This window comes from Alkalihalobacterium alkalinitrilicum, from assembly GCF_002019605.1.
In the GTDB taxonomy this organism is placed as follows: Bacteria; Bacillota; Bacilli; order Bacillales; family Bacillaceae_F; genus Alkalihalobacterium; species Alkalihalobacterium alkalinitrilicum.
In genome coordinates, this window is sequence record NZ_KV917368.1 from 2,551,689 (window position 1) to 2,568,565 (window position 16,877).

Annotated in this window: 17 protein-coding genes, 14 tRNA genes and 3 rRNA genes; 6 read left to right on the top strand and 28 right to left on the bottom strand. The window is 41.4% G+C overall.

The annotated features are described in order from the left end of the window. Positions 1-2: 2 nt before the first annotated feature. The 9 genes from BK574_RS28005 to BK574_RS12145 all read right to left on the bottom strand — a co-directional run bounded on the left by BK574_RS28005 (position 3) and on the right by BK574_RS12145 (position 3,532). Positions 3-266 (bottom strand): AbrB/MazE/SpoVT family DNA-binding domain-containing protein, encoded by a 264-nt coding sequence (locus BK574_RS28005; protein WP_180320588.1) that lies wholly within the window; start codon positions 264-266, stop codon positions 3-5. A gap of 143 nt (positions 267-409) precedes the next feature. Next, positions 410-562, bottom strand: a complete 153-nt coding sequence (locus tag BK574_RS29225; RefSeq protein ID WP_420796993.1) for a DUF6906 family protein — start codon at positions 560-562, stop codon at positions 410-412. A 168-nt stretch (positions 563-730) separates the two neighbouring features. Continuing rightward, entirely contained in the window at positions 731-1,525 is a 795-nt protein-coding gene (locus BK574_RS12115) for an exodeoxyribonuclease X C-terminal domain-containing protein (protein WP_142247959.1), read from the bottom strand. A gap of 15 nt (positions 1,526-1,540) precedes the next feature. After that, a complete protein-coding gene (locus BK574_RS12120) occupies positions 1,541-1,837 on the bottom strand; it encodes a helix-turn-helix transcriptional regulator (protein ID WP_078428795.1) in 297 nt (98 codons plus the stop codon). 186 nt (positions 1,838-2,023) lie between these two features. Beyond that, a complete protein-coding gene (locus BK574_RS12125) occupies positions 2,024-2,380 on the bottom strand; it encodes a hypothetical protein (protein WP_078428796.1) in 357 nt (118 codons plus the stop codon). Next, on the bottom strand, positions 2,373-2,669 hold the full coding sequence (locus BK574_RS12130; protein WP_078428797.1) for a hypothetical protein: 297 nt from the start codon (positions 2,667-2,669) through the stop codon (positions 2,373-2,375). The genes BK574_RS12125 and BK574_RS12130 overlap by 8 nt, the downstream gene beginning before the upstream one ends. A gap of 82 nt (positions 2,670-2,751) precedes the next feature. Then, positions 2,752-3,063: a hypothetical protein gene (locus BK574_RS12135; RefSeq protein ID WP_078428798.1), complete on the bottom strand. Its 312-nt coding sequence runs from the start codon at positions 3,061-3,063 to the stop codon at positions 2,752-2,754. A 3-nt stretch (positions 3,064-3,066) separates the two neighbouring features. Further along, positions 3,067-3,264, bottom strand: coding sequence for a hypothetical protein (locus BK574_RS12140; protein WP_078428799.1), 198 nt, complete (start codon positions 3,262-3,264; stop codon positions 3,067-3,069). A 40-nt stretch (positions 3,265-3,304) separates the two neighbouring features. Beyond that, positions 3,305-3,532, bottom strand: a complete 228-nt coding sequence (locus BK574_RS12145) for a helix-turn-helix transcriptional regulator (RefSeq protein WP_078428800.1) — start codon at positions 3,530-3,532, stop codon at positions 3,305-3,307. Positions 3,533-3,696: 164 nt separating this feature from the next. Between BK574_RS12145 and BK574_RS12150 the strand changes: the two genes are divergently transcribed. Both BK574_RS12150 and BK574_RS12155 read left to right on the top strand, forming a co-directional pair. Continuing rightward, positions 3,697-4,035 carry a helix-turn-helix domain-containing protein gene (locus tag BK574_RS12150; protein WP_142247960.1) on the top strand — a complete coding sequence of 113 codons (339 nt, stop codon included), beginning with the start codon at positions 3,697-3,699 and terminating at the stop codon, positions 4,033-4,035. A gap of 1 nt (position 4,036) precedes the next feature. Continuing rightward, positions 4,037-4,810, top strand: a complete 774-nt coding sequence (locus tag BK574_RS12155) for a potassium channel family protein (protein ID WP_238458012.1) — start codon at positions 4,037-4,039, stop codon at positions 4,808-4,810. A gap of 73 nt (positions 4,811-4,883) precedes the next feature. Here the strand turns inward: BK574_RS12155 and BK574_RS12160 are convergent, their stop codons facing one another. Beyond that, the gene (locus tag BK574_RS12160) at positions 4,884-5,129 is read right to left on the bottom strand and encodes a hypothetical protein (RefSeq protein WP_078428802.1); all 246 of its coding nucleotides are present in this window, start codon (positions 5,127-5,129) and stop codon (positions 4,884-4,886) included. Positions 5,130-5,163: 34 nt separating this feature from the next. On the opposite strand from BK574_RS12160, the gene BK574_RS12165 reads away from it, so the two are divergent. The 4 genes from BK574_RS12165 to BK574_RS12180 all read left to right on the top strand — a co-directional run bounded on the left by BK574_RS12165 (position 5,164) and on the right by BK574_RS12180 (position 9,053). Then, positions 5,164-6,381 carry a hypothetical protein gene (locus BK574_RS12165; protein ID WP_078428803.1) on the top strand — a complete coding sequence of 406 codons (1,218 nt, stop codon included), beginning with the start codon at positions 5,164-5,166 and terminating at the stop codon, positions 6,379-6,381. An 80-nt stretch (positions 6,382-6,461) separates the two neighbouring features. Beyond that, complete coding sequence (locus tag BK574_RS12170) at positions 6,462-7,085, top strand: ImmA/IrrE family metallo-endopeptidase (RefSeq protein WP_078428804.1); 624 nt, start codon at positions 6,462-6,464, stop codon at positions 7,083-7,085. Beyond that, entirely contained in the window at positions 7,082-7,447 is a 366-nt protein-coding gene (locus BK574_RS12175) for a hypothetical protein (RefSeq protein WP_158211640.1), read from the top strand. Before BK574_RS12170 ends, BK574_RS12175 begins: the two co-directional genes overlap by 4 nt. A 49-nt stretch (positions 7,448-7,496) precedes the next feature. Then, a complete protein-coding gene (locus tag BK574_RS12180; RefSeq protein ID WP_078428806.1) occupies positions 7,497-9,053 on the top strand; it encodes a recombinase family protein in 1,557 nt (518 codons plus the stop codon). A gap of 502 nt (positions 9,054-9,555) precedes the next feature. On the opposite strand, the gene BK574_RS12185 is transcribed toward BK574_RS12180, so the two are convergent. The 18 genes from BK574_RS12185 to BK574_RS12265 all read right to left on the bottom strand — a co-directional run bounded on the left by BK574_RS12185 (position 9,556) and on the right by BK574_RS12265 (position 16,838). Continuing rightward, a tRNA-Leu gene (locus BK574_RS12185) sits at positions 9,556-9,640 on the bottom strand. 13 nt (positions 9,641-9,653) lie between these two features. Further along, positions 9,654-9,726: transfer RNA gene (locus tag BK574_RS12190), tRNA-Lys, on the bottom strand. A gap of 172 nt (positions 9,727-9,898) precedes the next feature. Continuing rightward, positions 9,899-9,973: transfer RNA gene (locus BK574_RS12195), tRNA-Glu, on the bottom strand. Positions 9,974-9,983: 10 nt separating this feature from the next. Then, positions 9,984-10,074 (bottom strand) — tRNA-Ser (locus tag BK574_RS12200). 11 nt (positions 10,075-10,085) lie between these two features. After that, positions 10,086-10,162: transfer RNA gene (locus BK574_RS12205), tRNA-Ile, on the bottom strand. Positions 10,163-10,170: 8 nt separating this feature from the next. Beyond that, positions 10,171-10,244, bottom strand: a tRNA-Gly gene (locus BK574_RS12210). 8 nt (positions 10,245-10,252) lie between these two features. Next, a tRNA-Pro gene (locus tag BK574_RS12215) sits at positions 10,253-10,329 on the bottom strand. Positions 10,330-10,452: 123 nt separating this feature from the next. Further along, positions 10,453-10,527, bottom strand: a tRNA-Gln gene (locus tag BK574_RS12220). A 58-nt stretch (positions 10,528-10,585) separates the two neighbouring features. Then, positions 10,586-10,661, bottom strand: a tRNA-His gene (locus tag BK574_RS12225). A gap of 14 nt (positions 10,662-10,675) precedes the next feature. Then, positions 10,676-10,760 (bottom strand) — tRNA-Tyr (locus BK574_RS12230). Positions 10,761-10,767: 7 nt separating this feature from the next. Beyond that, positions 10,768-10,843 (bottom strand) — tRNA-Asp (locus BK574_RS12235). 97 nt (positions 10,844-10,940) lie between these two features. Continuing rightward, a tRNA-Met gene (locus BK574_RS12240) sits at positions 10,941-11,017 on the bottom strand. A 173-nt stretch (positions 11,018-11,190) separates the two neighbouring features. Beyond that, a tRNA-Ser gene (locus BK574_RS12245) sits at positions 11,191-11,283 on the bottom strand. Between the two features lie 13 nt (positions 11,284-11,296). After that, positions 11,297-11,372: transfer RNA gene (locus BK574_RS12250), tRNA-Ala, on the bottom strand. Positions 11,373-11,391: 19 nt separating this feature from the next. Beyond that, positions 11,392-11,507 (bottom strand): 5S ribosomal RNA (gene rrf / locus BK574_RS12255). Between the two features lie 265 nt (positions 11,508-11,772). After that, positions 11,773-14,704 (bottom strand): 23S ribosomal RNA (locus BK574_RS12260). Beyond that, the gene (locus tag BK574_RS28100; RefSeq protein WP_218970575.1) at positions 14,694-14,918 is read right to left on the bottom strand and encodes a hypothetical protein; all 225 of its coding nucleotides are present in this window, start codon (positions 14,916-14,918) and stop codon (positions 14,694-14,696) included. Before BK574_RS28100 ends, BK574_RS12260 begins: the two co-directional genes overlap by 11 nt. A 368-nt stretch (positions 14,919-15,286) precedes the next feature. Then, positions 15,287-16,838, bottom strand: a 16S ribosomal RNA gene (locus BK574_RS12265). The 16S, 23S and 5S rRNA genes sit together here with 14 tRNA genes alongside, the layout of an rRNA operon. Positions 16,839-16,877 lie beyond the last annotated feature (39 nt).

Sequence of the window (16,877 nt, forward strand, 5' to 3'; positions counted from 1 at the left end):
AATCACCCCTTGGTAATAAACTTGATCGTCTTTGAAAGAAGTTCTTTCACCTGGTCATTCTGTGTATATAGCATGGTTTCGTTGAGTGCTTTTAATAGTTCCTTTTGCTCGTTTCCAATCTTATATTCACGAACAAGAAAACCTTCTTCTGTTGCAAACATCTCCATTGGAGTACCAGACACCCAACCATTTTCTTTCCTGATTTCCATTGGGATTGTCACTCGACCTAATTCATCAATACGTCTTACAATTCCTAAAGCTTTCACATAATCACCCCTTTCAGTAAATAACAATAGTTGGTTTGTACTTGAAATGTGCTCCTTTATATACACATGTGAAAAGAATGTGTATATTAAATTCAAACTTATCCCCAATAAATACATCGCAAACTTCCTCTAAAAAGCTTCCGTCAAACTGGAATGACCTTCAATCTACCAGTCTCACGATGCACAATATACAACTCATCTTGGAGGTTCTTCGAGACTAACCAGTTATTTGGATTTAGACCGACGTCTTTTATTGCGATTTTTTGCTTCTTGGTGGGCGCTTTTCCATTCTTCAAATGCTTCACACCTTTCACAAATTGCTATCATGCCTTTAATTTTTACTAACTTTAAATCTGGATAAGACTTAGCAAGGTATCCTTTAACGTAGCTCCTAAACATTTGGCCACGTTTTGAATAACCTTGAGTCAACCAGATGTAAAATTGAGGAATTGGTATTTTATAAATCATTCTGGAAATGGTAATTCATCATCATTAAGATTGATTTCTTCACCTTCGAATGCAATTTGATTGGAATTTTCTTGTTTCGGTGAAGTTTTTGGTTGATCTTGATTTTTTACAGCTTCAAACATCGTGTTAATTGCCTTTTTAATAACTGCGTCGGTCCGATCCTGCTTCACTAACCATTCCAAATACTGCTTGTCCTCTTTATAAATTTCTTTAAGAGTTTTACCTTTAAATTTCCCGAATGTCAGCTTCTTCTTAGCTGCATCTTCTGCGGTCATTGTCTCTATCTGCTCAGTCTTTAAGTAATCCTGCATATCCTCTACATCTTGAGTAAAAATTTCAGATAAACTCGCAAGCGTTAAAGTTGCATCAATTTGAGCTCTCTTTTTGGCCATTTTCAAGCAAGTGTTAGCTAGAGTATACGGATCCTGAGTAATATACTTTTTTTCTTTAGTATTACAGTGGCCTACACCCTCAGTTATCTTTTGGCCCCCTTTCGCAATCACACAATGAACAGTGAAAGCAAAAAAACCTTTTTCATAATCCTGAATTTTTTCGACCACATCATATTCACTTGTTACACCGAACAACATATGGATTTTTTCGGCTCCAGGCTTTAATAAAGTTGGCTTCGTTGTGCCTGGGATAATCCCGAAATCATGATTTACTTTTAGAGTGTTCTGGACTACTAATTGAAATTGATTAATCTTAGTTAATGTTTCTTGTATTGAATTGATATCTACACTATCGATAAGCGATAATGAACTTTGTTGTGTAGCAACTATGTCTGACAAAATAATTACCTCCCTTTACATTTCTCCAGCTCCAATATCTCGAAGTTGGTCATCACTCCAGCAAACAGGACAACAAACATCCTCTTGACTGTCAAACGCTTGCTCAACTGCAAATACCAACGTACAATCTTCACATTCGTAAATGTGGTATGGTCGTTTTCGCATTTTTTGTCTTCTAGGCCATTTTTCAGGTTCTCTTTTTCGATATCTAGCAATCTTATTCTTTGCTGCACTGTGAGTTATTCCTATCTCACTAGCAATCTCATCAATCGTCTTGCCTTGCATCCATAATTCGTTGATTTGTTCTTCCATAATTTCACCTCTTTCTTTATGTACTAGTGCTAACTCGCACCGATCAGACCACGACGATTAAGGAAGGATGCAACAAGTCGTGTAGGGGGCACAATTTGTCAAAGGACCGTCGTGGTCTCATCGGCAAGAGTTGAAGACTCCTGCTCGACGTGCTAATATAATAAATGGGAAACATACCATTCTGGGTTATGCCGTTTGTATCGGAGTGCAAACGGCATTTTTATTTATTTTCGGACCGTTTACTTCTTGAAAAACTTTTAAACTCGAAACTATCTTTCCACTCAAACAACGATAGTAAATAAAACGTTCATACTCTCCTAAGTACATTAATTTCATAGCCCTCCAGTTTAATGCATCGATGATTGACTTCATTTGCATTCCATCCATTTTAGCTAAGCAATGATTGTTTAAAATGTTCTTAAATGAAATATCAAATACGCAACTTTCAGAAAGCTTTAAGTTATCTCTATAACAGTGCATAGCCTGAATGATTTGACCAATTTCAATGTGTTTTAAATGAGCTAATGGTTTACAATTAATCATTTAAACTCCTCCTAACAATCTCAATTTGAATATCAATTCCTAGTGTTTTCATATCTTCATAGACTTTTTTAAGTTGTCGTTCTAATTTATCGCGATGTAGTTTTTTCTCGGTTAGTTCCTGCAGCTCGCGTTCACACTTTTGGTACTCACTGATCCAATAATTAACCTCTTGATAATCACATTTCATTTCAAGCGCAATTTTGGCTCGATTTAAGCTGTAAATTGAACATCCGTGTAACCTTTTAGCAAACTCAACATCTTCTGTTAATACATGTTCAGCCACGTTCATATGTAGTAACCTCATTTTTTATTCAATTTTTCGTTCTTCAAATTTCGCAAATAGTTTAAAAAGAAGTTCCTCCTGAGAGGAATTAAATTAATTCTTTTACAGCTTTTTTATATACTTTTTTGTTCACTCTTTGTTCTTCATATGCCAGGCTTTCAGCGAGTTTCATTAACATCTCGAATGTTTCATAAAACAACTCGTATGAAGTCTTCAACATCACTGGTTCTTCGTCAAATAAATAATTAATGTACTTTCCGATTCGCATTTCCATAAAGTTTTTTAGGGAAACAATAGTGAAATAATCCTCGTATTGACCGTGCAAATGTATAAAGTCGATTTCCGTTAAAACATCTTCAATTAACCATTTGCTTCTACGAGTTGCGATTGTTTGTTCCATTCATCACGCCTCCTTACGATGATCAAACTGATCCATAATTTCATCAAATAATGGTGTAATCGGCATTCTCTTTTCTCCCCAGACCCTTAAAAGCTCAATAGCTTTATCTGGATTGTTGTAGGAGAGTTCCGCTAATTTCATAGGGATCATCGACCGCTTTTCCAATATCTCTACTGGAATGGGTAATAGTTCTTTCTCCAAGTTTCCAACCTCCCTTATCAAATCGATTTAATTGTAAAAACTAAGAATTACTTGCCGCAGGTTGGTAATGAGCCGTTTCGAAGCATTTATCTTCAAAAAAAATGGTCCAATCGAACCCTAACACTTTCCCAATATTCTTGGCGACAGTTACACTAGGATCTCTTTTTCCGTTTTCAATGTTCGAATATGCTCCTCTACTGATGCCAGACTCAGCAGCAACAAATTCTTGGCTAAGATTACCTCTCTTGTCAATGAGCCATTGTCTCATGTTGTGTTCTCCTTTCCGCTTCATATCGAAGCAATTTGTTAATTTTATTTTATGCTTCAATTTGAAGAATGTCAATGTTGTTTTGCTTCTTTTTGAAAAAAATATTTATGCTTCTTTTTGAAACGTTATAATATACATATAGGAAAGAAAGAGGAGGGATCGCTTTGTTTGGAGATAGATTAGCTAAATTAAGAACGGACAAAAAACTTACTCAGTCGGATTTCGCAAGTAAGTTAGGGATCCCTAGAAGTACTTATTCCAATTATGAAAATGGAAAAAGACAACCAGATTTTGAAACCCTCCAAAAGATAGCCGATTTCTTTGAAGTCACCACTGACTACCTCCTGGGTAGGTCCGATAAACCGAAGTTTGAAGATAAGCCAAAAGAAGGACTAGCTTTTATGGGTGGAGCTGAGGATCTCACTGAGGAAGAAAAGGAATATTTGAAAGAAACATTAGAGGTATTCCGAAGAATGAAGGCCAGAAGAGAAAATAAAGACTAACATGAGGCACGCAACTTGTACGGGGCGTGTCTTTATTTTTATGGGTGGTGGGGAAAATTTGAAATATAAGAATAAATTTACTTCTATTTATGAATTACTTATGTTTTTTGCTGCTCTAATTTCAGTTACTTTTATATGGACTGATACTATGTCCTGGCTCAATCATTTAGTTTGGTTGATATTTTTTATTGATGTTTCTGTACGCATAATAAGAAGTAAAAATAAACTTACATACATAAAGAAAAATCCATTTGATATTATAGCAATTATTCCTTTAGATGCTATTTTCCAATTAGCAAGGATCGTACGTTTATATAGGGTGGTCCGTTTCGGAATAATTGTTAAAAAATATGCAAGGCCAGCTTTCGAGATCCTTAAAACAAATGGTTTGGATAAAGTATTAATCTTCACTTCTATGTTAATCATAGTTTGTGCTATTCCTATCACAATTGTAGAGCCTTCTATGGAAACCTACACTGACGGTTTGTGGTGGTCAATCGTAACTGCTACAACAGTCGGTTATGGGGACATTTCACCAACAACGGGTATAGGGCGTGTTATTGCTGTTTTATTAATGATGTTCGGTATAGGACTTATAGGAATGGTGACGGGAGCTATTGCTACATACTTCATTAATGGTGAGGAGAAAAAAGAAGATCCTACAATTGAATATATAAAAAATGAATTAAATAGGTTAGACCAAATGGATGATAAGGAATTTGAGCGCCTATTACTTTTAATGAAAAGCCTTAAAAATGAAAAAAGTATTAGTTAAATGTGCTATTAAATTTAAATGACATCGAGGTACGCAGTTTGGTATGGGCGTGTCTTTTGTTAATAGAATGTTTCTATTTTTCATATTTCCCGTAATGAGTCGGATTTTCAAAATAATCGATTGCGATTGCTTTTAGAATTGGGATTACTTCTCCATCGATTACAAATAGCCTAGACCTAAATATATTCCCTTTTCCCATTTCCAAAAAATGGATTAAATCTGCAAGGGTATAAGCATACTCAGGTAAAACTACTTTAATATCAAGATAAATTTCATTACGTTTTCCTAATACACTTAACAATTTATAGACATCAATCATAACATCACCACATTACTAAAAGGATGTGTATCATTTGGAAGAACAACAACAAATTAAACTATTATCAAAATTACAATTATTTCAATACGCTATTAGAACTTATAGAGATATAAAGTTTTTATTCAACGAAACAAGAAGTATTAAAGATACATTTCAAAAAATGACATCGATCCCTATCGAAAATAGAGAGGATCTAATTAATGGTGTACAAAAGAAGACAATTCACTATGGGGATTTTGTGAAAATTGACGGGATATTATTAGAATATGCTCACCTATATAGACCCATAACCTATGTAACCTCGTTACCTAAATCACCAAAACCAACTATAAAAAACGGGAAATTAGTCTACGCTATGAACTTTGAGCCATTCCAACTCCCTGTTAGTAAAGTTCCAAAAATGAAATTAACTAATGGTAATGAAAAATTTCGTTTAGCATTTTTATATCCTACTGATTTCAAATCGTTCATATACACTGGAGAAAACACACTGACTTATTCTTCGGATCTAGGCGGAAAAAGTAAACCCAATTTCACTATTCCTAACAGTGCAAAAGCTATCCCTTTAATTATAAGTGATGAAGATGCAATTAACTACAGCCAACAAAGAGTAGAAGTAGTGGGAAGAGTCTCAAAACTGGATGAGAATGTAACTGCGCACCTTGCGGCAAATGATTTTTCCTCAATGGCTTTTTCGGGTATTGTACAACCTCTTAATCAAAACACACCTTCAATTTGCTTAGATATAACTAAAAATAAAAGTAGTGTTAGTTATTCTCGAGGTTCAAGAGGTTCATTAAACTCTTACTTAGGAAGTATCTTTTTTGAATGTCATATAGAAGGTTTTGAATCAGTAAAAAACTCCACTGATTTTTATAATTTATGTTTAGAATGCTATCCTGGTGAACATTTCGGTAGTACAGTTCGATTAGATGATACTTTTCCAATAGCAACATCTGGAGATATCAAATTCACAGGTAGGTATCCTAATTATATAAGTTTCTATAAAGAATGTAATTTAGCTGACCCACTGTTCTCTAATGAAGTTAGAAAAATGGGGAAAACTGTCTACGGCTTCGAAAAAAATCTAAAGAAAATTTCACCTGAGTTATCTTTACATATTGACTTTATGTACGATTACAGCGTTAAGAACATGTTAAGAACTGAAGTACTAAATAGTAATCTAGCAAATCAAATTGATGATGAAACGATAAAAGAGACCATAAATTGGCTAAAAGGTAATGAAATATAAGCCCACCAACATCTGGGCTTTTTCTTTTTATTTACAAACAGAACATACGTACGTATAATTGTTCATGAGGTGATTATACTATGAACATAGAACTATATAAAACTACTCCATTAGAAGAGTCGATTTATAGTAGATACCAAGCAAATGGCATCCACACTGTTGAAGACCTACATATGGGGAATGTAGCAACTATTCTAGGTGGAGATATAGCATATACACAAACACGCTCTCATGCCAGGTGGATCGATGATGAAACGAATTACTTTGTTGTGTTCTTAAACCCTTCACAGGACATAAGGAAGCAAAGATACGATTTTTTTCATGAGATTGCACATCCGTTAAATCATGTCGGCGATCAAAGGATGGTCTCTCCCCTTTTTAATCATTACCAAGAAATTCAAGCAGAACAATTTCAACTTTATGCAGCTCTCCCCTTCTACATGGTTGTAGACTATAAAGACGTTCCTGAGTCTGTTCTTAGTAAGATACTAGCTCAAGAATTTATTTTACCTGAAAGTTTAGTCATTAAAAGAATTGAACAAATTAAACGAAGAATTATGCAAGAATACTATCACGAAGAGCTAGTTAAAAAGATGGTCTCAAACAGAAGAAAAGCAGATACCTCGAACTGGTCTAGTGAAACCAAGAGTTTAGTTAAATTAGCTTTAACGAGAAAACAACAAAAGGAACTGATATGCAAATGAAATCCACAGTTTACTACGATTATCACGATGGTGAAAAAGTACCCTTATGGTACGTGCTAAATTTTGGTTCTGGAAATCTCGACTGGGATACCGAATACTTATATGTACCTATAGTTGCTCCTTTTGAAATACATGGAGTTGAGGATTTTGATAACGACACGTTAAGTGCCTCTATCACCTTTGGTGATTTAACTAAGAGAATAGATAAGCCTAACACCATAGGCATTTACCTTCCTCATGTTAAAAGAACAATCAGTGATTTTGGAGGCGATTATCATGATATCGATCAATTCATATTTCTCGTCTCAGATATTGAGGAAATACTTCAACTGTCCGTTATTAGAGATCATATGAATTACTGATCAATCCTCAAAACTATAGGAAAACAACACAGAATTGAGGTGAAAATTAATGAAATGTGCGATATACATTCGTGTTTCAACTAAACTCCAGGAGGAGCGCTATTCCCTTTCCGCTCAACAATCTGAACTTACTAATTATGCTAATAAACAAGATTGGCACATTGTTGGAGAATTTAAAGATGTTGAGTCTGGTGGGAAGTTAAATAAAAAAGGACTTAACCAGCTGCTTGATTACGTTGAAGAAGGACGGATTGATGTTGTTCTTTGTATTGACCAGGATAGACTCTCTCGACTGGATACTGTCGGATGGGAATATTTAAAAAGTACTTTACGTGAAAATGACGTTAAGATCGCTGAACCTGGATCCATTACTGATCTTGCTAATGAGGACCAAGAGTTTATTTCAGATATAAAGAACCTAATAGCCAGACGTGAGAAAAAATCGGTTGTTAGACGTATGATGCGCGGAAAACGCCAAATGATGAGAGAAGGTAAACCTTGGGGAAAAACACCTATTGGTTATACGTACAGTAAAGAAACTAAGGAATATTCGATTGATGACAAGTGGGCGTGGGTAATCCCATATATCGATAAACTCTATTTAGAAGATCAACTAGGAATGAAAGCTATTGCAGATCGATTAAATGAAATATCAAAGAGTCCCTCAGGCACCATGTGGAATCAGACATTAGTCCATCGACGACTAATTTCAAAAGCTTTCCATGGTGTGATGGAGAAGAAATTTGAGAATGGTGAAGTGATCACGATTGAAGATATGTACCCTCCTCTTCGAACCAGGGAAACATATGATTTAATTCAAGAAGAGCGGACTAAACGTGGGAAACTATTTAAAGTCACCAGCCGTCGTAGACCTGATGTTCACATATTACGAAGAACTTTAATAACATGTGGCCATTGTGGTAGGAAGCTCGGGATCCAGCAAAACGGATTAAAGGAAAGCCCAGTATATTATGTTAAACATGGACGTAAAATGCGATTAAGTGATCGGTCAACATGTGATATTTCTGTTAACACTATTCGTTTTGAATATAATTTAACAGCAGCCATAAAGGAAATCCTATCTGGTGAAGATCTGGCCAAAAAATATATAAAATTAGAAACAAAAAAGAGCGACGTTGATGAGATTGCCGCTCAGCTAAAAGATATTAATAAGTCCATTGAAACACTTCATGAAAAAATAGACAAGCTACTTGATTTATATTTAGATGCAGACGTTAAATTATCTAAAGAAAAATTAGTAGAACGTCAAAAAAGTTTAGAAAATGAATTGGAATTCCAGCAAAAGAGACAAAGGCAGCTCGAAGCAAAATTAGCAACACTGAAGAAAAACGAGTGGAATTACAACATGATTTATCAGTATTTAGAAGTTGCAAAGGACTTCGATACCGAACTAACTGCATTAGAACAAACTCAATTAGTTGGTCGCTTATTCCCTACTGCTAAAATGTATAGCGATAAAATAATTATGATTGCTGAAATTGGTGACGTTCCAGTAGAGGTTGAGGTACCAATTAATGAGGACCTTAACACCTGGCATCACACGAAACAAGCATCATATAAGGAAAAATACAGGGGTAAACTTTAGTGTAATAATCATATGTTATTACCCCTGTTCATCTCGATTAATGTAAAACCATATTGTAAGTTTTTCCAATATTTCATGGTAACACCTCTAACGAAAGAAATAGTATTATTAATAATGGATGTCATAAATACCAGTCCTGAGCTAAGAGAAGCAGAAAAGAAAGATATAGGGAAATAAGGGGATGCTGTTAAAATGTAAGGGGTAGTCAAAAAAAGAACAAATGAAAAATGAATAGAAAGAAGAATAGAAATGTAACATCGAAAAGAGGGGGACATACTCATAGGTTAATAATAAATGGCATCACTCCTTTAATTCATCTACATTGATAATACGATAAAATAGACTAAATGCCTTTTAAACTTTAAAAAATTTACGTAAAATTTACAGAATTACTAAAAACGATTATTCACCAAAGATAGTGGCATACGATGTATATACTTATACACTACTCTCTTAAAATCAAAAAAACCTCAGAATACCTGAGGTCAACGATTTATGTATATGGTGCGGGTGAAGGGAGTCGAACCCCCACGTCATAAGACACTAGATCCTAAGTCTAGCGCGTCTGCCAATTCCGCCACACCCGCTTGTATTTAGTGATGAGCCATGAAGGACTCGAACCTTCGACCCTCTGATTAAAAGTCAGATGCTCTACCAACTGAGCTAATGGCTCCAAAATTAAAGTAGCTTATTCATTATAATGTTTCTTACGTTTTTAACTATACACCGAATTTATAAGTTTTCAGAAAAGTAAATGTTCGTTGTTCTACCAAAGAGGTAATAATTTTCCAATTAAAGTATTTTTAAACTACTTACACAAACTGAAAAAATTCAAATAATGAAGTTGGTGACCCGTACGGGATTCGAACCCGTGTTACCGCCGTGAAAGGGCGGTGTCTTAACCGCTTGACCAACGGGCCATAATGGCTATGGCGGAGAAGGAGGGATTTGAACCCTCGCGCCGGTTACCCGACCTATACCCTTAGCAGGGGCACCTCTTCAGCCACTTGAGTACTTCTCCAAAATTATTTATGGTGGGCCTAAGTGGACTCGAACCACCGACCTCACGCTTATCAGGCGTGCGCTCTAACCAGCTGAGCTATAGGCCCATTAAAAATGGAGCGGGTGATGAGAATCGAACTCACGACATCAGCTTGGAAGGCTGAGGTTTTACCATTAAACTACACCCGCATATATGATGGTCGGGAAGACAGGATTTGAACCTGCGACCCCCTGGTCCCAAACCAGGTGCTCTACCAAGCTGAGCCACTTCCCGATAAATATGATAATTGTATTTAGACTTATTTTCCCCTAATCTACTCATGCTAGAATATGGAGCGGAACCCGCGCCCCTCACCTTGGTAAGGTGATGTTCTACCACTGAACTACTTCCGCAAAATGGCTGGGCTAGCAGGATTCGAACCTACGCATGACGGAGTCAAAGTCCGTTGCCTTACCGCTTGGCTATAGCCCACTGAAGTACATCCATACTTAGCAGAAATTATGATAAAAGAAAACAATTTATTTTCAAATGGGGCGGCTGATGGGAATCGAACCCACGAATGCCGGAACCACAATCCGGTGCGTTAACCACTTCGCCACAACCGCCATGTGAAATTAAATGGTGGAGGGGGACGGATTCGAACCGCCGAACCCTCAGGGAGCGGATTTACAGTCCGCCGCGTTTAGCCACTTCGCTACCCCTCCATTATTATGGCGGTCCCGACGGGAATCGAACCCGCGATCTCCTGCGTGACAGGCAGGCATGTTAACCGCTACACCACGGGACCACATTTAAAGAACTTACATAATCTTTTACTATAATCTTAAAGTACTACCTTTGTGCCTTTCAGGACAGCACCCCTTATCTAACTTAGCACATTTTTTTGGTTGCGGGGATAGGATTTGAACCTATGACCTTCGGGTTATGAGCCCGACGAGCTACCAGACTGCTCCACCCCGCGATAATATGAATGCTTATGGATGATGTTACTCATCGAAGCAATTGACTGTCACTTCCTCTACTTGCATCACTTCGTAGTTTTATGCGTCGAGACAAATCGATGTTTTTTCATCGATGTGTTGCTCGTTGCTCCACCTGGCGGTAATATGAATGGTGTTAATTATTAAATAAATATGGCGGAGGAAGAGGGATTCGAACCCCCGCGCGGTTTAACCCGCCTGTCGGTTTTCAAGACCGATCCCTTCAGCCGGACTTGGGTATTCCTCCGAATGAAAATTCCTGGTGGAGCCTAGCGGGATCGAACCGCTGACCTCCTGCGTGCAAGGCAGGCGCTCTCCCAGCTGAGCTAAGGCCCCAGATAATATTTATTTAATAGCCTAGCGACGTCCTACTCTCACAGGGGGAAGCCCCCAACTACCATCGGCGCTGAAGAACTTAACTTCCGTGTTCGGCATGGGAACGGGTGTGACCTCTTCGCTATCGCCACTAGACTTATAAAATTGTGATAAGCTTCGCATTTCTTCGTTGGCTGCGCTCCCTGCGTTGCTCATGTACCCTTCAAACGTACATTCCGCTACTCGTGAGCTTGCCGCCTCGAGCTACTCGCTTCTAACAATTTTCTATTAGGACTTTGATAATGCTTCTGAAAATCCTTTTTAAAATTGTGATAAGCTGCGAATTTCTTCGACGCTTATGATTGAGAGTCATTCTCTCAAAACTGGATAATGTACTAGAAGAATTTCAACACTTTATGTTTTGGATAAGCCCTCGACCGATTAGTATCTCTCAGCTCCACGTGTCACCACGCTTCCACCCGAGACCTATCAACCTCATCATCTCTAAGGGGTCTTACTTACTTAACGTAATGGGAAATCTCATCTTGAGGGGGGCTTCACGCTTAGATGCTTTCAGCGCTTATCCCGTCCACACGTAGCTACCCAGCTATGCTCCTGGCGGAACAACTGGTACACCAGCGGTGTGTCCATCCCGGTCCTCTCGTACTAAGGACAGCTCCTCTCAAATTTCCTACGCCCACGACGGATAGGGACCGAACTGTCTCACGACGTTCTGAACCCAGCTCGCGTACCGCTTTAATGGGCGAACAGCCCAACCCTTGGGACCTACTTCAGCCCCAGGATGCGATGAGCCGACATCGAGGTGCCAAACCTCCCCGTCGATGTGGACTCTTGGGGGAGATAAGCCTGTTATCCCCAGGGTAGCTTTTATCCGTTGAGCGATGGCCCTTCCATGCGGAACCACCGGATCACTAAGCCCGACTTTCGTCCCTGCTCGACTTGTAGGTCTCGCAGTCAAGCTCCCTTATGCCTTTGCACTCTACGAATGATTTCCAACCATTCTGAGGGAACCTTTGGGCGCCTCCGTTACTGTTTAGGAGGCGACCGCCCCAGTCAAACTGCCCACCTGACACTGTCCCTGAACCGGATCACGGTTCGAGGTTAGAACTTCAATACAGCCAGGGTAGTATCCCACCGACGCCTCCACGTAAGCTGGCGCTCACGCTTCCAAGGCTCCTACCTATCCTGTACAAGCTGTACCAAAATCCAATATCAAGCTACAGTAAAGCTCCATGGGGTCTTTCCGTCCTGTCGCGGGTAACCTGCATCTTCACAGGTAATATAATTTCACCGGGTCTCTCGTTGAGACAGTGTCCAAGTCGTTACACCATTCGTGCGGGTCGGAACTTACCCGACAAGGAATTTCGCTACCTTAGGACCGTTATAGTTACGGCCGCCGTTTACTGGGGCTTCGGTTCACAGCTTCGGCTTGCGCCTAACCACTCCCCTTAACCTTCCAGCACCGGGCAGGTGTCAGCCCCTATACTTCGCCTTGCGGCTTCGCAGAGACCTGTGTTTTTGCTAAACAGTCGCTTGGACCTATTCACTGCGGCTCTCTCGGGCATACACCCTAACAGAGCACCCCTTCTCCCGAAGTTACGGGGTCATTTTGCCGAGTTCCTTAACGAGAGTTCTCCCGAGCGTCTTAGAATTCTCTTCCCGCCTACCTGTGTCGGTTTGCGGTACGGGCACCTCTCACCTCGCTAGAGGCTTTTCTTGGCAGTGTAGGATCAGGAACTTCGGTACTTAATTTCCCTCGCTATCACAGCTCAGCCTTTATGGTAAGCGGATTTGCCTACTTACCAGCCTAACTGCTTAGACGCGCATCCATCAGCGCGCTTACCCTACCTTACTGCGTCCCCCCATTGCTCAAACGGTGAGGAGGTGGTACAGGAATTTCAACCTGTTGTCCATCGCCTACGCCTTTCGGCCTCGGCTTAGGTCCCGACTTACCCTGAGCGGACGAGCCTTCCTCAGGAAACCTTAGGCTTTCGACGGAGGGGATTCTCACCCCTCTTTTCGCTACTCATACCGGCATTCTCACTTCTAAGCGCTCCACCAGTCCTTCCGGTCTGACTTCGCTGCACTTAGAACGCTCCCCTACCCCTGTCCGTAAGGACAAGCCGTAGCTTCGGTGATACGTTTAGCCCCGGTACATTTTCGGCGCAGAGTCACTCGACCAGTGAGCTATTACGCACTCTTTAAATGGTGGCTGCTTCTAAGCCAACATCCTGGTTGTCTGGGCAACTCCACATCCTTTACCACTTAACGTATACTTGGGGACCTTAGCTGACGGTCTGGGCTGTTTCCCTCTTGACTACGGATCTTAGCACTCGCAGTCTGACTCCCGAGGATAAGTATTTGGCATTCGGAGTTTGACTGAGTTCGGTAATCCTGTGGGGACCCCTAGCCCAATCAGTGCTCTACCTCCAATACTCTTCCCTCGAGGCTAGCCCTAAAGCTATTTCGGGGAGAACCAGCTATTTCCGAGTTCGATTGGCATTTCACCCCTACCCACACCTCATCCCCGCATTTTTCAACATGCGTGGGTTCGGGCCTCCATTCAGTGTTACCTGAACTTCACCCTGGACATGGGTAGATCACACGGTTTCGGGTCTACGACCACGTACTTATTCGCCCTATTCAGACTCGCTTTCGCTGCGGCTCCGCCTTATCAGCTTAACCTTGCACGGGATCGTAACTCGCCGGTTCATTCTACAAAAGGCACGCCATCACCCGTAAATGGGCTCTGACTACTTGTAGGCACACGGTTTCAGGATCTCTTTCACTCCCCTTCCGGGGTGCTTTTCACCTTTCCCTCACGGTACTGGTTCACTATCGGTCACTAGGGAGTATTTAGCCTTGGGAGATGGTCCTCCCTGCTTCCGACGGGGTTTCACGTGTCCCGCCGTACTCAGGATCCGTCTCGGAGAGACGATCATTTTGGCTACAGGGTTGTTACCTTCTCTGACGGGTCTTTCCAGACCGCTTCGCCTATGATCGTCTTTTCTTACTCCATGTGAGACGTCCTACAACCCCAAGAGGCAAGCCTCTTGGTTTGGGCTAATTCCGTTTCGCTCGCCGCTACTCAGGAAATCGCATTTGCTTTCTCTTCCTCTGGGTACTTAGATGTTTCAGTTCCCCAGGTCTGCCTCCTCATACCCTATGTATTCAGGTATGGGTACCATCCCATTACGGATGGTGGGTTCCCCCATTCGGATATCCCCGGATCAAAGCTTACTTACAGCTCCCCGAGGCATTTCGCTGTTCGTCGCGTCCTTCTTCGGCTCCTAGTGCCAAGGCATTCACCGTGCGCCCTTTCTAACTTAACCATTCGACAAATGATAAGCGGCGGATTACTTCGTTGACTGCGCTCTCGGCGTTGCTCATGTACACTTTAAACGTACATTCCGCTACTTGAGAACTTGCCGCCTCGTACTCCTTGCTTCTAATTTGTCTCTTAAATCTATAAAGGTTGTTGAATTCTTGACGACTCAAGTTACTCTTGGTTACACAAAGTGCAATCCAGTGAAATCTTGATGTCATTTCTAGTCATTATCCAGTTTTCAAAGAACGCTTTAGATAAAAATTACTTTTGAGTATTCTCAAAAGTAGATTTATATTTTATTACAAATAAGACGTTTTTTCAATGGTAATTGAAGGAAAACAATCCATTTGTATGAGAGTGAGTTCTCTCAAAACTGAACAAGGTAACTGACTTCAATTACAACTTGAACAGTCATCTAAGTTATACTTCTTGCAGCCTTGCATCGAGGAAGCTTACTTCGAAGCGTTGCTCGTAGACGCAGATGCAAAAAGTAAATCAGAGAGTTTTGAGTTCTCTCAAAACTGAACAAAAAAGACCAAAGCGTACATACTCGAAGTATGCATCGACTAGAGTAAATACTCCATAGAAAGGAGGTGATCCAGCCGCACCTTCCGATACGGCTACCTTGTTACGACTTCACCCCAATCATCTGTCCCACCTTAGGCGGCTGGCTCCAAAAGGTTACCCCACCGACTTCGGGTGTTACAAACTCTCGTGGTGTGACGGGCGGTGTGTACAAGGCCCGGGAACGTATTCACCGCGGCATGCTGATCCGCGATTACTAGCGATTCCGGCTTCATGTAGGCGAGTTGCAGCCTACAATCCGAACTGAGAATGGTTTTATGGGATTGGCTCGACCTCGCGGTTTCGCTGCCCTTTGTACCATCCATTGTAGCACGTGTGTAGCCCAGGTCATAAGGGGCATGATGATTTGACGTCATCCCCACCTTCCTCCTGTTTGTCACCGGCAGTCACCTTAGAGTGCCCAACTAAATGCTGGCAACTAAGATCAAGGGTTGCGCTCGTTGCGGGACTTAACCCAACATCTCACGACACGAGCTGACGACAACCATGCACCACCTGTCACCTTGTCCCCCGAAGGGGAAAACTCTATCTCTAGAGGTGTCAAGGGATGTCAAGACCTGGTAAGGTTCTTCGCGTTGCTTCGAATTAAACCACATGCTCCACCGCTTGTGCGGGCCCCCGTCAATTCCTTTGAGTTTCAGCCTTGCGGCCGTACTCCCCAGGCGGAGTGCTTAATGTGTTAACTTCGGCACTAAGGGCATCGAAACCCCTAACACCTAGCACTCATCGTTTACGGCGTGGACTACCAGGGTATCTAATCCTGTTTGCTCCCCACGCTTTCGCGCCTCAGCGTCAGTTACAGACCAGAGAGTCGCCTTCGCCACTGGTGTTCCTCCACATCTCTACGCATTTCACCGCTACACGTGGAATTCCACTCTCCTCTTCTGTACTCAAGTCTTCCAGTTTCCAATGACCCTCCACGGTTGAGCCGTGGGCTTTCACATCAGACTTAAAAGACCGCCTGCGCGCGCTTTACGCCCAATAATTCCGGACAACGCTTGCCACCTACGTATTACCGCGGCTGCTGGCACGTAGTTAGCCGTGGCTTTCTGGTTAGGTACCGTCAAGGTACCGCCCTATTCGAACGGTACTTGTTCTTCCCTAACAACAGAGCTTTACGACCCGAAGGCCTTCATCACTCACGCGGCGTTGCTCCGTCAGACTTTCGTCCATTGCGGAAGATTCCCTACTGCTGCCTCCCGTAGGAGTCTGGGCCGTGTCTCAGTCCCAGTGTGGCCGATCACCCTCTCAGGTCGGCTACGCATCGTCGCCTTGGTGAGCCATTACCTCACCAACTAGCTAATGCGCCGCGGGCCCATCCCGTAGTGTTAGAATTCCCAACTTTTACAATCACACCATGTGGTGTGATTGATTATCCGGTATTAGCTCCGGTTTCCCGAAGTTATCCCAGTCTACAGGGCAGGTTGCCCACGTGTTACTCACCCGTCCGCCGCTAACCTTTCAAGAGCAAGCTCTTGAAAGGTCCGCTCGACTTGCATGTATTAGGCACGCCGCCAGCGTTCGTCCTGAGCCAGGATCAAACTCTCCAATAAAGTGTTTGATTAAGCTCATTGTCACAAACGTGACGTTTT

Bases quoted from the DNA above. Each gene is read 5' to 3' on its own strand.
- BK574_RS12120 (WP_078428795.1), bottom strand. From the start codon at position 1,837: ATGGAAGAACAAATCAACGAATTATGGATGCAAGGCAAGACGATTGAT.
- BK574_RS12125 (WP_078428796.1), bottom strand. From the start codon at position 2,380: ATGATTAATTGTAAACCATTAGCTCATTTAAAACACATTGAAATTGGT.
- BK574_RS12130 (WP_078428797.1), bottom strand. From the start codon at position 2,669: ATGAACGTGGCTGAACATGTATTAACAGAAGATGTTGAGTTTGCTAAA.
- BK574_RS12135 (WP_078428798.1), bottom strand. From the start codon at position 3,063: ATGGAACAAACAATCGCAACTCGTAGAAGCAAATGGTTAATTGAAGAT.
- BK574_RS12145 (WP_078428800.1), bottom strand. From the start codon at position 3,532: ATGAGACAATGGCTCATTGACAAGAGAGGTAATCTTAGCCAAGAATTT.
- BK574_RS12155 (WP_238458012.1), top strand. From the start codon at position 4,037: ATGAGGCACGCAACTTGTACGGGGCGTGTCTTTATTTTTATGGGTGGT.
- BK574_RS12160 (WP_078428802.1), bottom strand. From the start codon at position 5,129: ATGATTGATGTCTATAAATTGTTAAGTGTATTAGGAAAACGTAATGAA.
- BK574_RS12170 (WP_078428804.1), top strand. From the start codon at position 6,462: ATGAACATAGAACTATATAAAACTACTCCATTAGAAGAGTCGATTTAT.
- BK574_RS12175 (WP_158211640.1), top strand. From the start codon at position 7,082: ATGAAATCCACAGTTTACTACGATTATCACGATGGTGAAAAAGTACCC.
- BK574_RS12180 (WP_078428806.1), top strand. From the start codon at position 7,497: ATGAAATGTGCGATATACATTCGTGTTTCAACTAAACTCCAGGAGGAG.
- BK574_RS28100 (WP_218970575.1), bottom strand. From the start codon at position 14,918: ATGACATCAAGATTTCACTGGATTGCACTTTGTGTAACCAAGAGTAAC.